The organism is Caulobacter sp. GW821-FHT05F04, from assembly GCF_059419665.1.
The window spans coordinates 12,779-31,033 of record NZ_JBWKSF010000007.1 but is presented as its reverse complement, the minus strand read 5'-3'; the positions used below and the strand labels follow the sequence as shown (position 1 = coordinate 31,033).

Annotated in this window: 17 protein-coding genes and 1 pseudogene; 8 read left to right on the top strand and 10 right to left on the bottom strand. The window is 66.9% G+C overall.

All coding sequences use genetic code 11. From position 1 onward, the window contains the following. The first annotated feature begins 120 nt into the window (after positions 1-120). Positions 121-1,104: an endonuclease/exonuclease/phosphatase family protein gene (locus AC07R7_RS18040; RefSeq protein WP_494636137.1), complete on the top strand. Its 984-nt coding sequence runs from the start codon at positions 121-123 to the stop codon at positions 1,102-1,104. Positions 1,105-1,157: 53 nt separating this feature from the next. Here the strand turns inward: AC07R7_RS18040 and AC07R7_RS18035 are convergent, their stop codons facing one another. The 6 genes from AC07R7_RS18035 to gyrA all read right to left on the bottom strand — a co-directional run bounded on the left by AC07R7_RS18035 (position 1,158) and on the right by gyrA (position 7,524). Next, the gene (locus AC07R7_RS18035; RefSeq protein ID WP_492839687.1) at positions 1,158-1,625 is read right to left on the bottom strand and encodes a peptidylprolyl isomerase; all 468 of its coding nucleotides are present in this window, start codon (positions 1,623-1,625) and stop codon (positions 1,158-1,160) included. 93 nt (positions 1,626-1,718) lie between these two features. Next, complete coding sequence (locus AC07R7_RS18030; protein ID WP_494636136.1) at positions 1,719-2,570, bottom strand: peptidylprolyl isomerase; 852 nt, start codon at positions 2,568-2,570, stop codon at positions 1,719-1,721. A 1-nt stretch (position 2,571) separates the two neighbouring features. Next, complete coding sequence (locus AC07R7_RS18025) at positions 2,572-3,402, bottom strand: peptidylprolyl isomerase (RefSeq protein WP_494636135.1); 831 nt, start codon at positions 3,400-3,402, stop codon at positions 2,572-2,574. 72 nt (positions 3,403-3,474) lie between these two features. Next, entirely contained in the window at positions 3,475-4,161 is a 687-nt protein-coding gene (locus tag AC07R7_RS18020; RefSeq protein ID WP_494636134.1) for a glutathione S-transferase family protein, read from the bottom strand. 81 nt (positions 4,162-4,242) lie between these two features. Continuing rightward, on the bottom strand, positions 4,243-4,734 hold the full coding sequence (gene coaD, locus AC07R7_RS18015) for a pantetheine-phosphate adenylyltransferase (protein ID WP_125157476.1): 492 nt from the start codon (positions 4,732-4,734) through the stop codon (positions 4,243-4,245). Between the two features lie 30 nt (positions 4,735-4,764). Next, positions 4,765-7,524 (bottom strand): DNA gyrase subunit A, encoded by a 2,760-nt coding sequence (gene gyrA / locus AC07R7_RS18010; protein ID WP_494636133.1) that lies wholly within the window; start codon positions 7,522-7,524, stop codon positions 4,765-4,767. Between the two features lie 124 nt (positions 7,525-7,648). On the opposite strand from gyrA, the gene sodC reads away from it, so the two are divergent. Beyond that, entirely contained in the window at positions 7,649-8,185 is a 537-nt protein-coding gene (gene sodC, locus AC07R7_RS18005) for a superoxide dismutase[Cu-Zn] (protein WP_494636132.1), read from the top strand. Positions 8,186-8,341: 156 nt separating this feature from the next. Beyond that, positions 8,342-8,833, top strand: a complete 492-nt coding sequence (locus AC07R7_RS18000) for a hypothetical protein (RefSeq protein WP_494636131.1) — start codon at positions 8,342-8,344, stop codon at positions 8,831-8,833. Here the strand turns inward: AC07R7_RS18000 and AC07R7_RS17995 are convergent. Both AC07R7_RS17995 and AC07R7_RS17990 read right to left on the bottom strand, forming a co-directional pair. Continuing rightward, positions 8,823-9,769 (bottom strand): annotated as a pseudogene (locus tag AC07R7_RS17995) (DMT family transporter). The gene AC07R7_RS18000 and the pseudogene AC07R7_RS17995 overlap by 11 nt on opposite strands. Then, entirely contained in the window at positions 9,766-11,028 is a 1,263-nt protein-coding gene (locus AC07R7_RS17990) for an adenosylmethionine--8-amino-7-oxononanoate transaminase (RefSeq protein WP_494636130.1), read from the bottom strand. Before AC07R7_RS17990 ends, AC07R7_RS17995 begins: the two are co-directional and overlap by 4 nt. 71 nt (positions 11,029-11,099) lie before the next feature. Here AC07R7_RS17990 and bioF point away from each other — a divergent pair, with 71 nt between their 5' ends. Then, positions 11,100-12,242, top strand: coding sequence for an 8-amino-7-oxononanoate synthase (bioF, locus tag AC07R7_RS17985; protein WP_494636129.1), 1,143 nt, complete (start codon positions 11,100-11,102; stop codon positions 12,240-12,242). Beyond that, positions 12,239-12,895, top strand: a complete 657-nt coding sequence (gene bioD, locus AC07R7_RS17980) for a dethiobiotin synthase (protein WP_494636128.1) — start codon at positions 12,239-12,241, stop codon at positions 12,893-12,895. The genes bioF and bioD overlap by 4 nt, the downstream gene beginning before the upstream one ends. On the opposite strand, the gene AC07R7_RS17975 is transcribed toward bioD, so the two are convergent. After that, positions 12,884-13,738 carry an NAD(P)-dependent oxidoreductase gene (locus AC07R7_RS17975; RefSeq protein WP_494636127.1) on the bottom strand — a complete coding sequence of 285 codons (855 nt, stop codon included), beginning with the start codon at positions 13,736-13,738 and terminating at the stop codon, positions 12,884-12,886. The two genes, bioD and AC07R7_RS17975, sit on opposite strands and share 12 nt — an antisense overlap. Before the next feature lie 114 nt (positions 13,739-13,852). Here AC07R7_RS17975 and AC07R7_RS17970 point away from each other — a divergent pair, with 114 nt between their 5' ends. The 3 genes from AC07R7_RS17970 to AC07R7_RS17960 all read left to right on the top strand — a co-directional run bounded on the left by AC07R7_RS17970 (position 13,853) and on the right by AC07R7_RS17960 (position 17,333). Then, the gene (locus AC07R7_RS17970; RefSeq protein WP_492884597.1) at positions 13,853-14,752 is read left to right on the top strand and encodes a flagellar motor protein MotB; all 900 of its coding nucleotides are present in this window, start codon (positions 13,853-13,855) and stop codon (positions 14,750-14,752) included. 102 nt (positions 14,753-14,854) lie between these two features. Then, on the top strand, positions 14,855-15,694 hold the full coding sequence (locus tag AC07R7_RS17965; protein ID WP_492839676.1) for an arginyltransferase: 840 nt from the start codon (positions 14,855-14,857) through the stop codon (positions 15,692-15,694). Between the two features lie 205 nt (positions 15,695-15,899). Continuing rightward, positions 15,900-17,333 (top strand): methyl-accepting chemotaxis protein, encoded by a 1,434-nt coding sequence (locus AC07R7_RS17960; RefSeq protein WP_494636126.1) that lies wholly within the window; start codon positions 15,900-15,902, stop codon positions 17,331-17,333. 147 nt (positions 17,334-17,480) lie between these two features. Here the strand turns inward: AC07R7_RS17960 and AC07R7_RS17955 are convergent, their stop codons facing one another. Continuing rightward, positions 17,481-18,248 carry an SDR family NAD(P)-dependent oxidoreductase gene (locus AC07R7_RS17955; protein WP_494636125.1) on the bottom strand — a complete coding sequence of 256 codons (768 nt, stop codon included), beginning with the start codon at positions 18,246-18,248 and terminating at the stop codon, positions 17,481-17,483. Positions 18,249-18,255: the final 7 nt, after the last annotated feature.

The following is an 18,255-nucleotide window of genomic DNA, read 5'->3' as shown; positions in this document are numbered from 1 at the left end:
GGCTTCAAGCGCACGATGGATCGGCAAGGTCAAGACATACGCGATTTCGAACACGGCTTCTTCTACCCTTCCGGCGCGTAGGGCGAAGCATCCATGGCAGAGCCGTGCTATGGGCGACCCATGCGCCTGATCGTTCAGCTTCTCAGCCTTCTCGTCCGCGGCACGGCCTTGATGTTGGGCCTCGTCGGCTTGGGTTTCGCGGGTGCGTGCCTGGGCGGCGCCTGGAGCGATCGGCTGGACGCCTTCACCCATGCCGCCCCGCTGTGGCTGATGATGGGCGTCGGCGCGGTGGTGCTGGGCGGGATCTTCGCGCGCGGCGGCGAGCGCTGGGTGATGCTCGGTCTGGGGGTGGCGACGCTGCTAGCCTGCTCGGTGCTGATGCTGCCCGAGCTGTGGGCTTCGTGGCGCTTCAAGCCGGCGACCCCGGCCGCGAGCGACCTGAAGATCGTGCAGTTCAACATCTGGCACGATAACAAGACGCCCGAAAAGAGCCTCGCCTGGGTCATGGCCCAGGACGCCGACGTCGTGATCGTCGAGGAAGGCGCCGGCGACGCCTGGCCCGCCATCCAGGCGCTGAAGACCGCTTACCCGTTCGCCTCGTGCGACAAGGTCTCCAAGTGCGAGACCTGGATATTCTCGCGCAAGAAGATGATCGCGCGTGGCGGCATGCCGACGGATCGCCCCTATCTCTCGGGCGCCTGGGCGACTCTGGCCGACGCCAAGGGGCCGTTCACGGTCGTGGGCGTCCACTACACATGGCCCGTACCGGCCGGCATCCAGCAGAACCAGAGCCGCAAGCTGGTCAGGTTCGCCTCCGACTTCGACAAGAAGAGCACGATCATCACGGGGGACTTCAACTCGACACCCTGGTCGTTCACCCTTAAGCGTCAGGACAAGGCCCTGGGCCTGCGCCGCTGGACCCGCGCCATACCCTCGTGGCCGGCCAGCAAGTTCTCGCGGGTCATGGTCGCCCCCGCCCCGTTCCTGCCCATCGATCATGTCTATGCCGGCGGCGAGTGGTACGCGGTGAATGTCGAGCGCGGCCCGGCCCTGGGTTCCGACCACCGGCCTATCCTGATCACCCTGCGCCGCGGCCCGAAATAGAAACGGCCCCGGACGAGGTCCGAGGCCGTTTCTTCAGGTTCTGCAAGCGAGCCTTAGGCGTCCGCGGCGATCTTGGCGCTGATGATCTTGCCCGGGGCGCGCGGCGGCTCGCCCTTCGGCAGGGCGTCGACATGTTCCATGCCTTCAACCACTTGGCCCCAGACGGTGTATTGCTTGTCCAGGAAGGTGGCGTCGTCGAACACGATGAAGAACTGGCTGTTGGCCGAGTCCGGGTTCGGGGTGCGGGCCATCGAGACCACGCCGCGCACGTGCGGCTCGTCATTGAACTCGGCCTTCAGGTCCGGCTTGTCCGAACCGCCGCGGCCGGTGCCCGACGGATCGCCGCCCTGGGCCATGAAGCCCGGGATCACGCGGTGGAAGACGACGCCGTCATAGAAACCTTCGCGCACCAGCTCCTTGATCCGCGCCACGTGGCCCGGGGCCAGGTCGGGACGAAGCTTGATCGTGACCGGACCGCTCTCGAGGGTCAGGATCAGGGTATTTTCGAGATCGGCCGACATGGTCTTCCCTTGGATGACAAGTGTTGTGAACGCGCTTCTAGCGCGGTTCACGCCCACCTGTGAACCAAGTTGAGCCCAGAAACCGGTAAGGCCTCAGCGAACCTCGACCGGAAGATCAATGTCGCAGACCGAAAAATCGGCGCCCTTTAGCGCGCGAAGACGTTTGGTCTCGGCGGCGAACCAGGCGCCCTTCGGGTCGATCACCCGCACCTGGGGCCGCTGGTTTTCGGGAATGTCCGACAGCAGACGAACCTTCTGCATCTGGTCCTGCGGGGCCGGAACGGGCTCCCTGGTCTTGATGGCGCGCACGGCTTCGAGGCCGCTGATCACGCGGCCGAAGGCGGTGTAGCGCTTGTCCAGCGACGGATAGGGCTGGCGCATCAGGAAGAACTGGCTGTTGGCCGAGTTGTTGTCCTCGTCGCGGGCCATGCCGATCACGCCGGGACAGTAGGTTCCCCAGGCCGAGACCTTCTTGTCGGCGGTCATGTCGCTCCAGGTCCAGGCCTGGCTGACGACCGGCAGCGATTTCAGGTAGCCGACCTCCAGGCCCGCCGGCGCGGCCATCGCCACGAATGGCGTCTCGCCGCCGCGGCGGAAGGTGAATTCGGCCTTCAGGTTCGGCTTGTCGGAGCCGCCCTCGCCCGTATTGGTCGGGTCGCCCGTCTGGGCCATGAACCTGTCGATGACCCGGAAGAAGGTGCGGCCGTCATAGACACCCGCCCGGGTCAGCTCCTGCAGGCGCGCCACGTGGTTCGGAGCGACATCCGGGACCAGCTCGACCAGCACGCGCCCTTTGTTGGTGTCGATCACCATCACCGTGTCCAGAGCCGGCGTCCGCCAGTCTTGCTCGGAAGGCTTGGCCGAAGCCGAGGGCGTCGCCGCCAGGGCCGGACCGGTGATCGCCGCCAGGCAGAGCCCGGCCAGGAGCGTGCGCGAGAAGATCATGTCACTTAATTTGCACGGGGACGTCGACGTCGCAATTGGTGAAGCTAGGGCCCATCTCGGCCTGACGCTTGGTCACCAGAGCCTTGAAGGCGGCGCCACGGGTATCCATCACCTGGATCGAAGGACGCTTGTCGGCCGGCAGGTCGGCCAGCATCTTCACGCTGATCATCTTGTCCTGCGGATCCGGCACAGGCTCGCCGGCCTTGATGCTACGCACGACGTCCAGGCCCGACAGCACCCGACCGAAGGCGGTGTAGGTCTTGTCCAGCGAGGCGTTGGGCTGGCGCATGAAGAAGAACTGACTGTTGGCGCTGTTGGGATCGCCGGCGCGAGCCATGCCCAGCACGCCCGAGCAGAAATTCCCCCAGCTGGCCACCTTGCGGTCGGCGGTCATCACGGCCAGGGCCGAGTTCTGGCTGGACACCGGCATCGCGCCGATCCAGCCCAGTTCGCCGCTGCCGACCTTGAAGCCCGCGGCCAGCGGCAGGTCCATGCCGCGGCGGAAGGTGAACTCGGCCGTCAGGTTGGGCAGGTCCGAGCCGCCCTCGCCCGTATTCTTGGGGTCACCCGTCTGGGCCATGAAGTCGCTGATAACCCTGAAGAAGGTCAGGCCGTCATAGAAGCCGCTCTTTACCAGGCCACGCACACGCTCGACATGGTTGGGCGCGGCGATCGGATCGAGCTCGGCGATGATCCGCCCCTTGTTGGTCTCGACGACGATAACGTTGTTCGGATCAGGCGTGCGCCAGTCGGCGGTCTGCGCCGAGGCCGCCGAAACAGAGGCCGTCGTAGCGACAAGCGCCAGGGCGGCGGCGGTCATGGCGAGCTTCATAGAAATCCCCGAACAGAATAGTCGGGGGTCGGCGTAGAACGCCACGGTCGCCCCGACAAGTGCGGCGACTGTTCAACCGCACGATTCCGGCCGGAACGGGGCGACGGCTACGCTTCCGGACGCGGCTCTGAAGACCGCAAGCTGGTCGTCGAAGGCGCGTTGGAAGGCGGGACGGGCCTCGGCCCGGGCGACATAGGCCAGGAGGCTCGGATAGTCGTTCAGGATCCCGGACGCGCCCAGCCGGCGCAGCACCACCACCATCATCAGGTCGCCGACGCTGAAGTCACCGTCCAGCCAATCGGCCTGGCCGAGACGATTGGCGAGCTGGTCCAGACGGGTGCGGACGGCCTGTTCCAGCATCGGTTGGCGCGCCTCGAACCAGGGCTTGTCGCGCTCCAGGATCGTGGCCATGCCGAACTCCACGATCGGCGGTTGCACGGTGCTGACCGCGGCGAACATCCAGGTCAAAGCCCGCGCCCGGGCGTTGGCGTCGTCCGGCAGCAAGCCGGCATGGCGCTCGGCGATGTGGAAGACGATAGCGCCGGATTCGAACAGGACCAGATCGCCGTCCTCATAGGTCGGGATCTGGCCGAAGGGCTGCACCGCCAGATGGTCGGGCGCCTTCATCTGGGGAAAGGTGACCAGGCGGACGTCGTAGGGCTGGCCCACTTCCTCCAGCGCCCAGCGGACCGCCATGTCGCGCGCCAAGCCTCTGCCGCGATCGGGCGATTGCTTGAAGGCGGTGATGGTCGGGCTCATGGGGCGGCCTCCGGGCTGTCGCTGTCCCGAGGAACGAACGGCCGGGCGTCGTTCCGACACCGCCCGGCCGAAAATCGTCGATCAGGCCCTGCCGACCTTGGCCAGCAGTTGCTCGGCCACGCCCGCCGGCACGAACTTGGTGATATCGCCGCCCAGGGCCGCGATCTCCTTGACCAGACGCGAGGCGATCGCCTGGTGGCGCGGGTCGGCCATCAGGAAGACGGTCTCGATCTCGCGATCCAGCTGCTGGTTCATCGCCGTCATCTGGAATTCGTATTCGAAGTCAGCCACGGCCCGCAGGCCGCGCACGATCATCTGAGCATGCACGTCGCGGGCGAAGTGCATCAGCAGGCTCTCGAACGGCCGGACCTCGATCTGGGCGATCTTGGTCAGGTGCGCCGTTTCCTTCTCCAGAATGGCGACCCGCTCATCCAGCGAGAACAGCGGCCCCTTGCCGATGTTCACCGCCACGCCGATCACCAGCTTGTCGACCAGCTTCACGGCCCGACCGATGATGTCGAGGTGACCGTTGGTGACCGGATCGAAGGTCCCCGGATAAAGCCCAACCCGCATGCAGCCCCCTTACTCTAAGGGTTCGAGGGTTTACGGGGTCTCATCCGCCCCGCTGTCCTCGCCCTGATTGTCGTCTCCGCCGGAATCGGCAAGGCGCTCGACGCTGACGACATGCTCGTCCTGCGCGGTGCGGAAGATGGTTACGCCCTGAGTATTCCGCGCTGCAACACGAATTTGCGAGACGGGCACCCGGATAAGCTGACCCTGGTCGGTCACCAGCAGGATCTGGTCGCTCTCATCGATCGGGAACGAACCCACCAAACGGCCGCCACGCTTGCTGAGATCCTGCGCGGCCAGACCCTGGCCGCCGCGGCCGGTGCGGCGGAAGTCATAGGCGCTGGTGCGCTTGCCGAAGCCTTCCGACGACACGGTCAGCAGGATTTCCTCGGCCGCGCCCAGTTCGGCGATGCGTTCCGGCGTCAGGGAGGCTTCCCCGACCTCGTCCTCGCCGTCCTCGACCGGCGCCGAGGCGTCTTCCCCTTCGTCGCCATCGGCGGCGCGCAGCATGGCGCGCTGGTGCTTGAGATAGGCGGCGCGTTCGGCGGGTGTGGCGTCGACGCTGCGCAGGACGGCCATCGAGATGACGGTGTCGTCGCCGGCCAGCTTAACGCCGCGCACGCCGGTCGAATCGCGGCTGGCGAACACGCGCACCTCGTCGACCGAGAAGCGGATGCAGCGGCCGGCCGCCGTGGTCAGCAGCACGTCCTGGTCGCTGTTGCAGACGGCGACGCCGACGATGCCGTCGCCTTCGTCCAGCTTCATGGCGATCTTGCCGTTGCGGCGGACGTCCACGAAGTCGCTGAGCTTGTTGCGGCGCACGCTGCCCGAACGGGTGGCGAACATCACGTCCAGGCCGCCCCAGGTGGCCTCGTCCTCCGGCAGGGTCAGGATCGAGGTGATCGTCTCGCCCGGTTCGATTGGCAGCAGGTTGACGAACGCCTTGCCGCGCGAGTTGGCGGCGCCTTGCGGCAGGCGCCACACCTTCATCTTGTAGACCTTGCCGCCCGAGGTGAAGAACAGCAGCGGCGCGTGGGTCGAGGCCGAGAACACGCGCGTGACGGCGTCCTCGGTCTTGGTCGCCATACCCGACTTGCCTTTGCCGCCCCGGTGCTGGGTGCGGTAGTTCGCCAGCGGCGTGCGCTTGACGTAGCCGCTCATGGTGACGGTGATGACCATGTCCTCGCGGACGATCAGATCCTCGTCTTCCATGTCGGCGTCGCCGTCGACGATCTGGCAGCGGCGCGGAATGGCGAATTTCTCGCGGACCTCAACCAGTTCCTCGCGGACCACGGCCATGATGTTGGCGCGGTCGGACAGCAAATCGAGATAGCCGCGGATGGCTTCGGCCAGGGCGGCGGCTTCGTTGCCGATTTCCTCGCGGCCCAGACCCGTCAGGCGCGACAGCGTCAAAGCCAGGATGGCGCGGGCCTGCTCGTCGGTCAGGCGGATCAGGCCGCCATCTTCCTGCAGGGTGCGAGGATCCGCGATCAGTTCGACCAGGGGCAGCATGTCGCCGGCCGGCCACGCCTTGGCCACCAGGCGTTCGCGGGCCTCGGTCGGGTCCTTGGACGAGCGGATGATGTGAATGAACTCGTCGATATTGGCGACGGCGATGGTCAGGCCGACCAGCACGTGGCCACGATCGCGGGCCTTGCCCAGTTCGAACTTCGTCCGACGGACGACGACTTCCTCGCGGAAAGTGACGAACAGCTGCAGCAGCTTGTGCAGGCCCATCTGCTCGGGGCGGCCGCGGTTCAGGGCCAGCATGTTGACGCCGAACGAGCTCTGCAGCGCCGTGAAGCGGTACAGCTGATTCAGGATCACCTCGCCCGAGGCGTCGCGCTTCAGCTCGACCACGATGCGCATCCCGTCGCGGTTCGACTCGTCGCGGATGTCGGCGACGCCCTCGATCCGCTTATCGCGGACCATTTCGGCGATGTACTCGACGAGGTTGGACTTGTTCACCTGATAGGGAATGGCGGTGATGACGATGGCTTCGCGGCCGGCGCGGATCTCTTCCACCGTGGCTAGGCCGCGCATGATGACCGAGCCACGGCCCGTCAGCAGCGCCTGGCGCGGGCCCGCGCGACCGATGATCTCGCCGCCGGTCGGGAAGTCGGGACCAGGCACCAGGTCCAGCAGTTGGTCGGTGGTGACGTCCGGCTCGTCGATCAGCAACAGGCAGGCGTCGATGATTTCGCCGAGGTTGTGCGGCGGGATGTTGGTCGCCATGCCGACGGCGATGCCGCCCGCGCCATTGACCAGCAGGTTCGGGATCCGCGACGGCAGAACGGTCGGTTCCTGCTCCTTGCCGTCGTAGTTGTCGGCGAAGTCGACCGTGTCCTTGTCCAGGTCGGCCAGCAGCGACATGGCCGGCGGGGCCATGCGGCATTCCGTGTAACGCATGGCGGCGGGCATATCGCCGTCGACCGAACCGAAGTTGCCCTGACCGTCGATCAGCACCAGGCCCATCGAGAAGGACTGGGTCATGCGGACCAGGGTGAAGTAGATCGAGGCGTCGCCGTGCGGGTGATACTTACCCATCACGTCACCGACCACGCGGGCGGACTTGACGTACGGACGGTCCGGAGTCTGACCCTGCTCATGCATCGAGAACAGCACGCGGCGGTGCACGGGCTTTAGACCATCGCGCGCGTCCGGCAGGGCGCGGCTGACAATCACGCTCATCGCATAGTCGAGATACGAACGACGCAGTTCGTCTTCGATGTTGATGGGCGCTACGTCCCCGCCCGAAGCATCAGGGGGGAGAGTTTTTTGATCGTCGCTCAAGGGGATTTTTCGCCGTCAGAATCGGACACGGAACCGTCGAAAACAGTTAGCATTCGGATGGGGAAGGCGCCACCTTTCCGGGCGCTGCATCCCGTCCGTTTGCTTGAATCCGAAGGAAAAACGCATGATCCGCCTCCCCGCCGCGACCACCCTCGCCCTCGCCGCTCTGATCGCCGCTTCGTCCGGCGTCGGCGCCGCTTGGGCCCAGACCGCCGCGACCGCCGTGGTGAAGACCGGTGACGGCAAGGACGCCGGCGTGGTCACGCTGACCGAGGCCCCGCACGGGGTGCTGCTGAAGCTGGAACTGAAGGGCCTGACGCCAGGCTGGCATGCGGTGCACTTCCACGAAAAGGGCGACTGCGGCGCACCGGACTTCAAGTCGGCCGGCGCCCACGTCCACACCTCCGCCACCACGATCCACGGCCTGTTGAACCCGGACGCCAACGACGGCGGCGACCTGCCGAACGTCTTCGCCAACGCGGACGGCTCGGCCACGACCGAGGCCTATTCGACCCTGGTGTCGCTCAAGGGCGCCGGCGGCCGCCCCGCCCTGCTGGATGCCGACGGCTCGTCGATCGTCGTCCACGCCAGCCCGGATGACCACAAGAGCCAACCGATCGGCGGCGCCGGCGCGCGCGCGGCTTGCGGCGTGTTCAAGTAAAGCTGTAGAGCGTGGCAGCCGAAAGTGTGAGCGGTTTCGGCGCCTGCCACGCTCTAAGTACTTGAGATAGAGCCTGTTTATCCATTTCTGATGCTTCCATCAGAAACGGACAGGCTCTAGGCTTCCGCCACGTTTCTGTTCGTGGCGGGAAATCCCATGCGTATCTGGCGGCTGTCGCTTCTCGCCGTTCTGCTGGCCGCGACGGCCGCCTGCCACGACTCCAAGACGTCCAAGGAGGCCAAGCCGCCGGAAAAAGCGGCCGCCGCCACGCCCTCGCCATCGACACAGCTCGTCTCACTGGCCTGGAGGCCGACGAATGGCGACCAGAACCTCCAGTCCTTCGAGCTTCGACTGACGGGCGCCGAGATCGTCTCCGTCTGCAACAAGCCGCCCGGATGGATCCTCGAAGGCGCGGGCGACAAGATCAAAGGCTACGCCACGGTCGGCGCGGGCTTCGTCGGCGTCGATCATCTGGACGACCTCGACGGCCTTTTCCTGATCCAGACCCATGCCGGCGAGACGCTGGGCGTCAGCGGCAAGCTGCTGACGGGTGTCTATGCCGACGACGGCGGCCAGAGCGAGATCGCGGCGACATCGGCGCTCCTGAGGCGCGAACCCGCCGCCGAATGTCCGCCCCCTAGGGATTAGCGCTTTCGACCAGGGCCTCGGCGGCCTTGGCGCGCTTCTCGGTCAGGGCCACCAGGGCCACGCCGACCATGGTCGCGCCGCCGCCGATCAGCAGCTGGGCCGTCAGCTTGTCGCCCAGGAAGAGCACGCCGATCGAGCACGAGACCAATGGCGTCAGCAGGAAGTATGGCGTAACCCGCCCGGCCTCGCGGCGCTGGACCAGCCAGAACAGCAGGGCGCTGGCCCCGATGGTCGAGACCACGCCGGCGAACAGCACGCACAGCCAGGCGATCGGCGGCGCGGTCTGCATCCTTGCGACCTGGTTCGTCTCGAACAGGGCCGACAGGATCAGCAGCACGGGCGCGGCGACCAGCGCCGTCATGCCCTGCAGCTTCAACGGCTTGATGCCGGGCGTCTTGCGCACCAGCACAGTAGCCACGGCCCAGCAGGCGCTGGAGAAAACGATCAGCAGGATCGCCGGCAGGTCTCCCGCCCCGTGCGGATCCAGGCTCATCCACGCCACGCCGATGAACGCCACCGCCAGGCCCGCCACGGCCGGCGCTCGCATCGTCTCGCCTAGCATCCGCCAGGCGAAGATGGCGGTGAACGGGATCCAGAGCTGGCTGGCCACGACCAGCGGGCTCAGAGCGTCGGCCATGCTGAAGGCGATATAGATCACGCCGAAATGGATCGGCCCCGTCAGCAGTACGATGGTCAGCAGCTTCCTCGGCTCGGGAAACGGCGGCTTGATGAACGGGAACAGGAAGGCCAGCGCCGAGGCGAACCTCAGCCCGCCCATCAGCATCGGCGGCAGGTAGTGCGTCGCCACCTTGGCGGCGGCGTTGTTGATCCCCCAGGTCAGGATGATCCCCAGTATCGCGAGGTATTCCAGACCGGTCAGTGGGGACGACTTGGAGGACATGAGGGGCTTGGACCAGACCAGGCCCTCCGGGTCAATAAACGCCGACCACCTCGCGGACGGCCGAGGTCAACCGCTCGAGATCCCCGTCCGGCGTGGTGAAGGCCGGCGTGAGATAGACGACCTTGCCCATCGGCCGGATCCAGACGCCCAGCTCGGCGAAGCGCGCGCAGAGATCACCGACCGCCACCGGCGCGTCGAACTCGACCACGCCGATCGCCCCCAGGATCCGGACATCGACGACGCCACGCTTCGCTCGGCAAGGCTCCAGCCCGTCGGCCAAGGCCGTGGAAACCCGCGCCACATTGGCCGCCCAGGACCCATCCTCGAACAGGTCCAGCGAGGCATTAGCCGCCGCGCAGGCCAGCGGATTGGCCATGTAGGTCGGTCCGTGCATCAGGGCCGCGCCCGGATCATCGGACCAGAAGGCCTCGAACACCTTGCGCGAGGCCACCGCCGCCGACAGCGGCAAAGTTCCGCCGGTAAGCGCCTTGGAGAGGGTGACGATGTCCGGCTCGATCCCCGCCGCCTGCATGGCGAACAGGGGCCCGGTTCGGCCAAAGCCCGTGAATATCTCGTCGAAGATCAGCAGCACGCCGTGCTTGTCAGCCAGCCGACGCAGGGTCCGCAGCACGTTCGGCGAATGCAGCAACATGCCACCCGCGCCCTGGACCAACGGCTCGACCAGGATCGCCGCGATCTCGTGGCCGCGCCGGGTCAGCAGGGCGTCGAGCGCCGCCTCGCTGGCCGCATCGCGCGGCAGATCGGCGATCACCTGTTCGGGCATGACGCCGGCGAACAGGCTGTGCATCCCCTCCTCCGGGTCGCAGACCGTCATCGTCGCCAGGGTGTCGCCGTGATAGCCGCCGCGGAAGGCCAGGAACTTGGTGCGACCTCGAACGCCGCGATTGATCTGGAACTGCAGCGCCATCTTCATGGCGATCTCGACCGAGACCGAACCGCTTTCGGCGAAGAATACGTGGTCCAGCTCGCCCGGCAGCAGCCGGGCCAGCCGCGCCGCCAGGCGATAGGCCGGCTCGTGCGCCAGGCCCCCGAACATCACGTGCGGCATGGCCTCGACCTGCGTCCGCAACGCGTCGGCGATATGCGGATGGTTGTAGCCGTGACAGGCCGTCCACCAGGAGGCCAAGCCGTCGACCAGCTCTCGCCCATCGGCCAGCACCAGCCGCGAGCCCCGCGTGGCCACCACCGGCAGCGGCGGCCGCGCCGTCTTCATCTGGCAGTACGGACGCCAGACGTGCGGCGCGCCAGCGGTCAGCCAGGCTGGATCGGACATGACGGTTTCCGTTTGCGGACTCGGGGCGCTCTGCCTATTCCCGCCCACCAGCCACGGCAAAGAGAAACGACATGCAGAGCCTCGACGCCTTCGCTGGCGAGAAGCTGGCCGCCCTGGACGCCAAGAGCCTGCGCCGCCGCCTCAAGCCCACCCGCCGCCATGACGGCGCCGTGGTCGAGCGCGATGGCAAGCGGCTGATCTCGTTCTCGTGCAACGACTATCTGGGCTTGTCACAACATCCTCTCGTTCGCGCGGCGGCGGCCGAAGCGGCGCTGAACTACGGCGCCGGCGCCGCGGCCTCCCGCCTAGTGACCGGCGATCATCCGCTGCTGAGTGATCTTGAAAAGCGCCTGGCTCGCCTGAAGGGAACGGAGGCCGCCTGCGTGTTCGGCTCGGGCTATCTGGCCAATACCGGCACGATCCCGACCCTGGTCGGTCCCGGCGACGCGGTTTTCGTCGACGCCCTGGCCCACGCCTGCATCTGGAGCGGCGCGCAGCTGTCCGGCGCCAAGATCGTCAAGTTCGCCCACAACGACGTCGAGGACCTGGCGCGCCTGCTGAAAGCCGAACGCCCCCTCGCCCGCAGCGCCCTGGTCGCGACCGATGGCGTGTTCTCGATGGACGGTGACATCGCGCCGCTCGATCAGTTGTCCGCGCTGTGCGCCGAGCACGACGTCTGGCTGCTCAGCGACGACGCCCACGGAGTCGGGGTGTTGGCGCAAGGCCAAGGTTCGGCGGCGCTGTTCCCGGATGCGGACATCCCCTTGCAGATGGGAACCCTGTCAAAGGCCCTGGGCTCTTACGGCGGCTATGTCTGCGGCTCCCAGGCGGTGATCGACCTGCTGAAGACCCGCGCCCGCACGCTGGTCTACGCCACCGGCCTGCCGCCGGCCTCGGCCGCCGCGGCCCTGGCGGCGCTGGACATCATCGAGAGCGAGCCAGAACTGACCGAGCGCCCCCTCGCCAAGGCCCGCCTGTTCACCCAGCATCTAGGCCTGCCCAACGCCCAGAGCCCGATCGTGCCGGTGATCATGGGCGGCGCCGAGGCCGCCCTCACCGCCTCGACCGCGCTGGAAGCTCAGGGTTTCCTGGTTGTCGCCATCCGCCCGCCGACGGTGCCCGAAGGCACGGCCCGCCTGCGCGTGGCCTTCAGCGCCGAGCACGACGACGCCGACGTGATCCGCCTGGCCGACGCCGTGGCGGCGCTGCGATGAAAGCCCTTTTTGTCGCCGGAACGGGAACCGACCTCGGCAAGACCCATGTCGCGTGCGCCCTGCTCCGGGCCGCTCGGGCGCGCGGCCTCCGCGTCGACGCCTTCAAGCCCGTCGTCAGCGGCTTCGATCCCGAAGCGCCCGAGACCAGCGATCCCGCCCGTCTCGCCATCGCGATCGGCCGTCCCGAGGCCTGGGCCGAGATCTCGCCCCGCCGCTATCGCGCACCGCTGGCCCCGAACCTGGCGGCGAGATTGGAGGGCGCCCCCCTGGTCATGGCCGACCTGGTCGCCGACTGCCGAACCTGGCTGGACGGCCGCGACACCGACCTTGCCCTCGTCGAAGGCGCTGGCGGGGTGATGTCACCGATGACCGACGACGCCACAAATCTCGACCTGATGGTCGCGCTAGGCTTGCCCGTCCTGCTGGTCGCCGGCAGCTATCTCGGCACGGCCAGCCACCTGTTGACGGCTCTGGAGGTGCTGCGGGCGCGGGACCTGACGGTAACCGCGATCGTGGTCAGCGAGAGCCTCGACGCCCCCGATCTTGATCAGACCGTCGAGATGACGCGGGCCTTTGAGCAGACCGCCCCGATCGTGGTCGCGCCACGCGATCCGGACTGGAGCGCGGCCGAACTCGCCGACCTACTTCTCTAGCCGCGCGACCAGGCTGGACGTGTCCCAGCGGTTGCCGCCCATGGCCTGCACCTCGGCGTAGAACTGGTCGATCAGGGCGGTGGCCGGCAGCTGGGCGCCGTTCGAGCGGGCTTCGTCCAGGGCGATGCCGAGGTCCTTGCGCATCCAGTCGACCGCGAAGCCGAAGTCGAACTTGCCTTCGGACATGGTCGGCCAACGGTTCTCCATCTGCCACGACTGGGCCGCGCCCTTGGAGATGGCGGCCAGCACGTCCTCGGTCGGCAGGCCCGAGCGCTTGGCGAAGTGCAGCGCCTCGGCCACGCCCTGGACGACGCCGGCGATGGCGATCTGGTTGCACATCTTGGTCAGTTGTCCCGATCCGACCTCGCCCATCCGGCGGACGGCCTTGGCGTAGACCTCGATCACCGGCAGAACGTGGTCATAGGACGCCTGGTCGGCGCCGACCATGATGGTCAGTTGGCCGTTCTCGGCCCCGGCCTGGCCGCCCGAGACCGGAGCGTCGACGAAGGCGCAACCTTTCGAAGCCAGCAGTTCGGCCATCTCGCGAGCGACCTTGGCCGATGTGGTCGTGTGGTCGACGACCGTTACGCCTTTCTCGAGCGCCGGAAGGGCCTGCGCCACGACGTCGCGGAGGTCGTCGTCGTTGCCGACGCAGAGCAGCACAATCTCGGCGCCTGTCACGGCTTCGGAAATGGTCTCGAAGGCCGCTCCGCCGTGCTTTTCCGCCCACCGGCGGGCCTTTTCGGCGGTGCGGTTGTAGACGGCGACCTCGTGACCGGCGGCCTTCAGGTGGCCCGCCATCGGAAAGCCCATCACACCCAGACCGATAAACGCCGTCTTCATGCCGCTGCTCCACTTAGTAGAGGCCGGGATTACGCGCCCGACGGCGGCTTCGGCAACCCCATCTTAACGTCCTTTGGGCACGTTGCGGCGCATGGTTAAGCAGGCTTAAGCACGATGGCGGTCAACAGCGAACAGCCGATCATCATCAAGAAGGTCAAGAAGGGCGGCGGTCACGGGCACCACGGCGGCGCCTGGAAGGTCGCCTATGCCGACTTCGTGACGGCCATGATGGCCTTCTTCCTGCTGATGTGGCTGCTGAACACGACCAGCCCCGAGCAGAAGCAGGGCATCGCCGACTATTTCGCGCCGGCCTCGATCTCGTCAACGACCAGCGGGTCAGGCGGCATCCTGGGCGGCACCTCGCTGGGCGACGACGGCGCCAAGGCCGACGGCAAGTTGTCGGTCATTCAGCAAATGGCGCCCGAAGCCCCCGATAATGTCAGCAAGGATGGCCAGAGCTCGGAACAGGCCTCCCTCGCCTCCGCCAGCGAGCAGGCCCTGCGCGACGCCCTGGCCAAGAAGGAACAGGACGCCTTCGCCTCGGCCGCCCAGTCCCTGCGCCAGTCGCTGCAGGACATGCCCGAACTGGCCGAGCTGTCGAAGCAGATCATGATCGACCAGACCCCGGAAGGCCTGCGCATCCAGCTGGTCGACCAGGAAGGTCGGTCGATGTTCAAGGAAAACTCCCGCGAACCGAACGACCGCGCCAGGATCCTGCTGCGCGCCGTGGCCAAGGTGATCAACCAACTGCCCAACCGCGTGACCATCTCGGGCCACACCAGCGCCAACGCCTATGGCAAGAAGCAGGACGGCGACTGGGCGCTCTCGGCCGAGCGCGCCGACGCCTCGCGCGTGGTGCTGCGCGGCGCCGGAGTCGACGACGACCGGATCTATCAGGTGTCGGGCAAGGCCAATTCCGAACCGCTGTACGCCGACGACCCGACCTTGGCGGGCAACCGACGCATCTCGATCATCCTGCTGCGTGAAAAGCCGGTCCTGCCGGACAACCTGTGACCGTTCGACGCGCAAGCGCTCCGTGAAGCTTGCGCAACTGAACTCTATGCCCCCTAATCCCGTTCTGGGCGGCAGACACGCTGAAGGGGACAGGGCCTACAAGTGACGCAGCATTTTCCGACGCGACAGCTTCGGTTCTTTCTGACGGCGCCCACGCCTTGCCCGTACCTGCCCGGCCGCGAGGAACGGAAGGTGTTCGCCCACCTGCCCCTGTCCGACGGCCCGACGGTCAATGACAGCCTGACTCAGGTCGGCTTCCGTCGCTCGCAGAACATCGCCTACCGTCCCGCTTGCGAGACCTGCCGCGCCTGCCAGTCGGCTCGCGCGCCCGCCGCCGACTACGTGCTGTCGCGTTCGGAGCGGAAGGTCCTGAACCGTAACGACGACCTCGAGCGCCATCTGGTCGAGGCCGAGGCGACTCTGGAGCAGTTCGAACTGCTGCGCCGCTATTTGCTGGCTCGCCACGCCGACGGCGGCATGGCAGAGATGACCTGGCCCGATTACGTGGCCATGGTCGAGGACACCGCCGTCCGCACCCACCTGATCGAATATCGCCGCAAGTCACAGGACCGCGGCCCGGGCGACCTGATCGCCTGCGTGCTGGTCGACGTGCTCGCCGACGGCCTGTCGCTGGTCTACAGCTTCTACAATCCCGATCTCGACCGTCGGAGCCTGGGCTCCTTCGTCATCCTGGACCACATCGTCCAGGCCCAGCAGGGCGGCCTCCCCTACGTCTATCTGGGCTACTGGGTCCCGGGCAGCGAGAAGATGGCCTACAAGGCGCGCTACTCGCCGCTGGAAATCCTGAAGCCCGGCGGCTGGTCGCTGATGTCGGCCCGCGAACGCGGCGCTCGTCCGCCCAGTTCGCGACCCAACTCACATGACACCTGCGACCTCGACCTCAGCGACGCCGAGCCGGCTTCGCTGGACGACCTGCCGTAACGGAACGTTTCCGAAGACACCTCGGAATACACGTCTCCCAACGGCAATAACCTCAAGACACGCAAAAGTGGAACGTGTGAACTTGGCAAGAATGTCAAAAGATCGCGGTCAGAGGAATTGAATCTGCACCTTGGTTAACACCCAAGAAACCACTTCATCCCAAATTTAGTGAAACGCTTCGGTGCACGCGGCGACAGTTAGGGGGATGTGGATTATGTTTTTCTCGGAACGCAAGACGGGCGAGATCAATCTCCTCAAGAAGCAACTGGCGGACCTGAAGGAACGATCCGAACTGCTGGATCAGGCCTGTGGCATCGGCCTGTGGGAAGCCGTGCTGCATGACGCCGACGCCCTGCACCCCAAGAGCGTCTGGACCTGGTCGCCGGAATTTCGCCGGCTGATCGGCTACACCAGCGAGGCCGACTTTCCGAATGTCTGCCGCTCCTGGTCGGACAAGCTGCACCCCGACGATGTGGAACCCACGTTCGCCGCCTTCGCCGCCCACCTGACCGACAAGACCGGCGCCGCGCGATACAATGTCACCTATCGCCTGATGACCCGGCAGGGCGTCTATCGCTGGTACCGCGCCACCGGGGGGTGCATTCACATAGAAGGCGGCCTGATCCGCGCATGCGGCTCGCTGACCGATATTCACGAGCAGACGCTGATCGAGCAAAAGGCGCGCGACGAAGCCGCCGAGAACCAAATCGCGCTGGACGCCCTAGCGGACGGCCTAAAGGCCCTGGCCGAGGGAGACCTGACCCACAAGATCGATGCGGCCTTCTCGGCCAGGGCCCAGCCGGTCAAGGACAATTTCAACCACTCCGTAAGCCGCCTGCGCGACGCGCTCGTCAACATCGCCTCGACCGCGGGCTCCATCCGGGGAGGCTCGGCCGAAATCGCCAGCGCGTCTGACGACCTGTCGCATCGCACGGAGCAGCAGGCCGCCAGTCTGGAAGAGACCGCCGCGGCCCTCGACCAGATCACCTCGACGGTCAATCGCAGCGCGGAGGGCGCCATCCAGGCCTCGAACGCCGCCGCCTCGGCGAAAATCGACGCCGAGCGTTCGGGCGAAGTGGTGCGCGACGCGGTCGCGGCCATGGGGGAGATCGAACAGAGCTCGGGGCAGATCACCCAGATCATCGGCGTTATCGACGAGATCGCCTTCCAGACCAACCTTCTGGCCCTGAACGCCGGGGTCGAAGCGGCCCGGGCGGGCGAGGCCGGCCGGGGCTTCGCGGTCGTGGCGCAAGAGGTGCGGGCCTTGGCTCAGCGCTCGGCCGACGCCGCCAAGGAGATCAAGACGCTGATCGCCAGCAGCACCGCCCAGGTCGAGCGCGGCGTTAAGCTGGTCGGTCAGACCGGCGAGGCCCTCAGCGGCATCGTCGGCAAGGTGACCGAGATCACCGACCAGATCACCGAAATCGCCCGCTCGTCGCGCGAACAGGCCACCGGTCTCAACCAGGTCAACACCGCGGTCAATCAAATGGACCAGGTCACCCAGCAGAACGCCGCGATGGTCGAGGAAGCCACCGCCGCGGCCAGCAATCTGCGCGGCGAGGCCAATGAATTGACGCGGCTGGTCGGCCGTTTCCGCATCGGAGATGACCAGAACCCGTCGGTCGCCCGGGCGGCCTAGCCTCCGCCATCGCCCCCAGGTCCCGGAAGCCTCGCGAAGGCTCTCCCGGGACCTGGGGCCAGCGCGGCGCGGTTGATCTCAAGCCCCGCGCGGCCGCTTCGCCCCGGCCGGTAGACCGGCCTTGGCGTTTCTGACGGAATGGATCTCCTAACGCGCGAAGCTGACCCCGCCGTCCACCGTGACAGCGCCGCCCATCACATAGTCCCCGGCCCGCGAGGCCAGGTAGATGGCCGCGCCGGCCATGTCCTCTTCCGAACCGATACGGCCGGCCGGGATGGCCTTCGACACCGCGTCGGCGTGGTCGCGGGCGACCTTGTTCATGTCCGAGGCGAAGGCGCCGGGCGCGATGGCGCTGACGGCGATGTTGTCGGTCGCCAGGCGCAGGGCCATGCGCTTGGTCATGTGCAGCAGGCCGGCCTTCGACGCGCCGTAGGGATAGGTCTCTTCCTTGCTCACCGACTGGCCGTCGATCGAGCAGATGTTGATGACCTTGGCGACGCGATCCTTGGCGGCGGCGCGCAGCGGGCCGATCAGGGCCTGGGTCAGGAAGAACGGCGTCTTCATGTTGAGGTCGACGGTCTTGTCCCAGCCGCTTTCCGGGAACTCGTCGAAGGCCGCCCCCCAGGCCGCGCCGGCGTTGTTGACCAGGATGTCGAGCTTTTCCTCGCGTTCCTTGATCCGATCGGCCAGGCCCTGAATGCCTTCCATGGTCGAGATGTCGCCCGGCAGCGAGACGCACTCGCCGTACTGGCTGAGCGCCTCGGCGGCGGCGTCGCAGGCGGCGGCCTTGCGGGCGGTGATGTAGACGCGCTTGGCGCCGTAGGTCAGGAAGCCCTTGACGATCATCGCGCCAATGCCGCGCGAACCGCCGGTGACCAGGGCCACGCGGCCCTCGAGGGAAAACAGGTCTTGCATTTTGTAG

What these genes read in the sequence shown, in the direction of transcription:
- AC07R7_RS18040 (WP_494636137.1), top strand. Translation starts at nt 121, where the DNA reads ATGCGCCTGATCGTTCAGCTTCTCAGCCTTCTCGTCCGCGGCACGGCC.
- AC07R7_RS18035 (WP_492839687.1), bottom strand. Translation starts at nt 1,625, where the DNA reads ATGTCGGCCGATCTCGAAAATACCCTGATCCTGACCCTCGAGAGCGGT.
- AC07R7_RS18030 (WP_494636136.1), bottom strand. Translation starts at nt 2,570, where the DNA reads ATGATCTTCTCGCGCACGCTCCTGGCCGGGCTCTGCCTGGCGGCGATC.
- AC07R7_RS18025 (WP_494636135.1), bottom strand. Translation starts at nt 3,402, where the DNA reads ATGAAGCTCGCCATGACCGCCGCCGCCCTGGCGCTTGTCGCTACGACG.
- AC07R7_RS18020 (WP_494636134.1), bottom strand. Translation starts at nt 4,161, where the DNA reads ATGAGCCCGACCATCACCGCCTTCAAGCAATCGCCCGATCGCGGCAGA.
- coaD (WP_125157476.1), bottom strand. Translation starts at nt 4,734, where the DNA reads ATGCGGGTTGGGCTTTATCCGGGGACCTTCGATCCGGTCACCAACGGT.
- sodC (WP_494636132.1), top strand. Translation starts at nt 7,649, where the DNA reads ATGATCCGCCTCCCCGCCGCGACCACCCTCGCCCTCGCCGCTCTGATC.
- AC07R7_RS18000 (WP_494636131.1), top strand. Translation starts at nt 8,342, where the DNA reads ATGCGTATCTGGCGGCTGTCGCTTCTCGCCGTTCTGCTGGCCGCGACG.
- AC07R7_RS17990 (WP_494636130.1), bottom strand. Translation starts at nt 11,028, where the DNA reads ATGTCCGATCCAGCCTGGCTGACCGCTGGCGCGCCGCACGTCTGGCGT.
- bioF (WP_494636129.1), top strand. Translation starts at nt 11,100, where the DNA reads ATGCAGAGCCTCGACGCCTTCGCTGGCGAGAAGCTGGCCGCCCTGGAC.
- bioD (WP_494636128.1), top strand. Translation starts at nt 12,239, where the DNA reads ATGAAAGCCCTTTTTGTCGCCGGAACGGGAACCGACCTCGGCAAGACC.
- AC07R7_RS17975 (WP_494636127.1), bottom strand. Translation starts at nt 13,738, where the DNA reads ATGAAGACGGCGTTTATCGGTCTGGGTGTGATGGGCTTTCCGATGGCG.
- AC07R7_RS17970 (WP_492884597.1), top strand. Translation starts at nt 13,853, where the DNA reads ATGGCGGTCAACAGCGAACAGCCGATCATCATCAAGAAGGTCAAGAAG.
- AC07R7_RS17960 (WP_494636126.1), top strand. Translation starts at nt 15,900, where the DNA reads ATGTGGATTATGTTTTTCTCGGAACGCAAGACGGGCGAGATCAATCTC.
- AC07R7_RS17955 (WP_494636125.1), bottom strand. Translation starts at nt 18,248, where the DNA reads ATGCAAGACCTGTTTTCCCTCGAGGGCCGCGTGGCCCTGGTCACCGGC.